Here is a 3502-nt window from a genome sequence, read left to right as displayed (position 1 = left end):
CTTGATGCGGTGGCAGGCGGTGACGACGGCACCGACACCATCAGCAATGTGGAGACCCTGCGCTTTGCCGATGGTGACTTTGCCCTCGATCCGGCCAATACCGGCCCGCAGGCATTGGGGGGACGGATTGTCCTGCCGCAAGCGCAGACCGTCAGCCATATCCTGCATGGCACAAACGCGGACGCGGGCGACAGCCTGACCTTCGAGCTGGTCACCGGTCCCGCCAACGGCACGGTTACCGTCAATGCGGACGGCACATACACCTATGACCCGGCGGGCTTCACCGGCACCGACAGCTTCACCTACCGGGTGACCGACAGCCATGGCTATTCGGCGGATGCGGTGATGGAGGTTTCGCGCCAGGATTATATTCCGGGCAGCTATCTGGAAGGCAGTGAGAGCCAGGTGAACACCCAGACCGCAGGCTCTCAAAGCGACAGTGTTGTCTCGGCGCTGTCCGATGGGGGCTATGTGATTGTATGGCGGTCCGACAGCGGTATCTACAGCCAGCGCTATGGGGCTGACGGTGTCAAGATTGCCGGGGAGCTGCAGATCAGCAGCAACGGCCTGATCGATGTCAGTGACGAGGATCTGGATGTGTCCGGCCTGGAGGGCGGCGGGTTTGTCGTGACCTGGAAGGCGGCGCGTGCGGAAGACAGTGATTATGGTATTTTTGCCCAACAGGTGTCATTCACAGACGGCACTGATGCGGGCAGCCTTGACGGCGGTGTTCTGACGGTGAACCAGACTCTGTCTGGCGTTCAGGAGATGCCGCAGGTTTCCGGCCTGGCGGGTGGCGACTATGTTGTGACCTGGGTCTCGGGCGGTGAGATTTATCAGCGGCGCTATGATGACCAGGGAATGGCCCTGACGGGTGAGGAACTGGTCAACAGCGGCTATACCAGCAATGCACAACTGGATCCGTCGGTGAGCCGCCTGCTTGACGGCGGGCATATCGTTGCCTGGACTTCCACGGGTGAGGATGGCGATGCCTATGGCATCTTCGCCCAACGCTATGATGCGGCGGGGGAGAGGATTGGAACCGCCTTCCAGGTGAACAGCTATGTGACCTCCAATCAGTATCAGCCGAAAGTAACCGAACTGTCCGACGGTGGTTTTGCTATGACCTGGAAATCCGATCATCAGGATGGTTCGGTAACCGGGGTATTCTCGCAGGCCTTCAACGCGGATGGCAGCAAACGCGGTTCGGAGATGCAGGTAAACGGTTCCTATTCCGGCAACCAGTGGGAAACCGCCATTGCCGGGCTGAAGGATGGCGGCTATGTGGTCAGCTGGACGGACATGGGCGGCCATGACGGCAGTGGTGCCGGGGTCTTTGGCCAGCGTTTTGCGGCGGATGGCAGCAAGGTCGGCGGAGAGTTCCTGATCAATGATGAAACCACGGTGGACCAGCGTTTCTCCGATCTGACGGTGTTGAACGACGGCAGCTATGTGGCAACCTGGTCCTCAGCCACGACCGGCTCCTGGGAGGTTTTCCAGAAGCTTTATAAAGGCGCGGATTATTCCTCCCCTTCCGAAACCGGCACCGACGGCAATGATGTGCTGATCGGGAATATCGGCGCCGACCAGATAACAGGAGCGGGCGGTGATGATCTCCTGGAAGGCAACGCGGGCGATGACATCATCGACGGTGGCGATGGTGAAGATATAGCGGTCTTCAACGGCGTTCGCGCCGATTACGTGATCGAGGATAACGGCGACGGCACCCTCACTGTGCGCGATCTTGATGCGGTGGCAGGCGGTGACGACGGCACCGACACCATCAGCAATGTGGAGACCCTGCGCTTTGCCGATGGTGACTTTGCCCTCGATCCGGCCAATACCGGCCCGCAGGCATTGGGGGGACGGATTGTCCTGCCGCAAGCGCAGACCGTCAGCCATATCCTGCATGGCACAAACGCGGACGCGGGCGACAGCCTGACCTTCGAGCTGGTCACCGGTCCCGCCAACGGCACGGTTACCGTCAATGCGGACGGCACATACACCTATGACCCGGCGGGCTTCACCGGCACCGACAGCTTCACCTACCGGGTGACCGACAGCCATGGCTATTCGGCGGATGCGGTGATGGAGGTTTCGCGCCAGGATTATATTCCGGGCAGCTATCTGGAAGGCAGTGAGAGCCAGGTGAACACCCAGACCGCAGGCTCTCAAAGCGACAGTGTTGTCTCGGCGCTGTCCGATGGGGGCTATGTGATTGTATGGCGGTCCGACAGCGGTATCTACAGCCAGCGCTATGGGGCTGACGGTGTCAAGATTGCCGGGGAGCTGCAGATCAGCAGCAACGGCCTGATCGATGTCAGTGACGAGGATCTGGATGTGTCCGGCCTGGAGGGCGGCGGGTTTGTCGTGACCTGGAAGGCGGCGCGTGCGGAAGACAGTGATTATGGTATTTTTGCCCAACAGGTGTCATTCACAGACGGCACTGATGCGGGCAGCCTTGACGGCGGTGTTCTGACGGTGAACCAGACTCTGTCTGGCGTTCAGGAGATGCCGCAGGTTTCCGGCCTGGCGGGTGGCGACTATGTTGTGACCTGGGTCTCGGGCGGTGAGATTTATCAGCGGCGCTATGATGACCAGGGAATGGCCCTGACGGGTGAGGAACTGGTCAACAGCGGCTATACCAGCAATGCACAACTGGATCCGTCGGTGAGCCGCCTGCTTGACGGCGGGCATATCGTTGCCTGGACTTCCACGGGTGAGGATGGCGATGCCTATGGCATCTTCGCCCAACGCTATGATGCGGCGGGGGAGAGGATTGGAACCGCCTTCCAGGTGAACAGCTATGTGACCTCCAATCAGTATCAGCCGAAAGTAACCGAACTGTCCGACGGTGGTTTTGCTATGACCTGGAAATCCGATCATCAGGATGGTTCGGTAACCGGGGTATTCTCGCAGGCCTTCAACGCGGATGGCAGCAAACGCGGTTCGGAGATGCAGGTAAACGGTTCCTATTCCGGCAACCAGTGGGAAACCGCCATTGCCGGGCTGAAGGATGGCGGCTATGTGGTCAGCTGGACGGACATGGGCGGCCATGACGGCAGTGGTGCCGGGGTCTTTGGCCAGCGTTTTGCGGCGGATGGCAGCAAGGTCGGCGGAGAGTTCCTGATCAATGATGAAACCACGGTGGACCAGCGTTTCTCCGATCTGACGGTGTTGAACGACGGCAGCTATGTGGCAACCTGGTCCTCAGCCACGACCGGCTCCTGGGAGGTTTTCCAGAAGCTTTATAAAGGCGCGGATTATTCCTCCCCTTCCGAAACCGGCACCGACGGCAATGATGTGCTGGTTGGGGATGAATATGTCAGGGTGATCGATGGCGGGGCGGGTGATGACTTGTTGGAAGCCGGTGATCCAGCTGCGGGCGCTACGGAAGAAACAGTACTTTCCCTGGATGGCGGGGAATATCTATCCCGGGCTCTCTCATCTTCGGGCAGCAACCAGACCTGGGTGTTTGAAAGCTGGGTAAAACGCGATAGCC

Annotated in this window: 1 protein-coding gene; it reads left to right on the top strand. The window is 59.8% G+C overall.

The genetic code is table 11. The features are described from left to right. Window positions 1-3502 (top strand): Ig-like domain-containing protein (locus DFP90_RS22850; RefSeq protein WP_181905301.1); only part of this gene is annotated, 3502 nt, incomplete at both ends.

The sequence above is a fragment of the Aestuariispira insulae genome, from assembly GCF_003385955.1.
In the GTDB taxonomy this organism is placed as follows: domain Bacteria; phylum Pseudomonadota; class Alphaproteobacteria; order UBA8366; family Aestuariispiraceae; genus Aestuariispira; species Aestuariispira insulae.
This window is presented reverse-complemented; position numbering and strand designations above follow the sequence as displayed.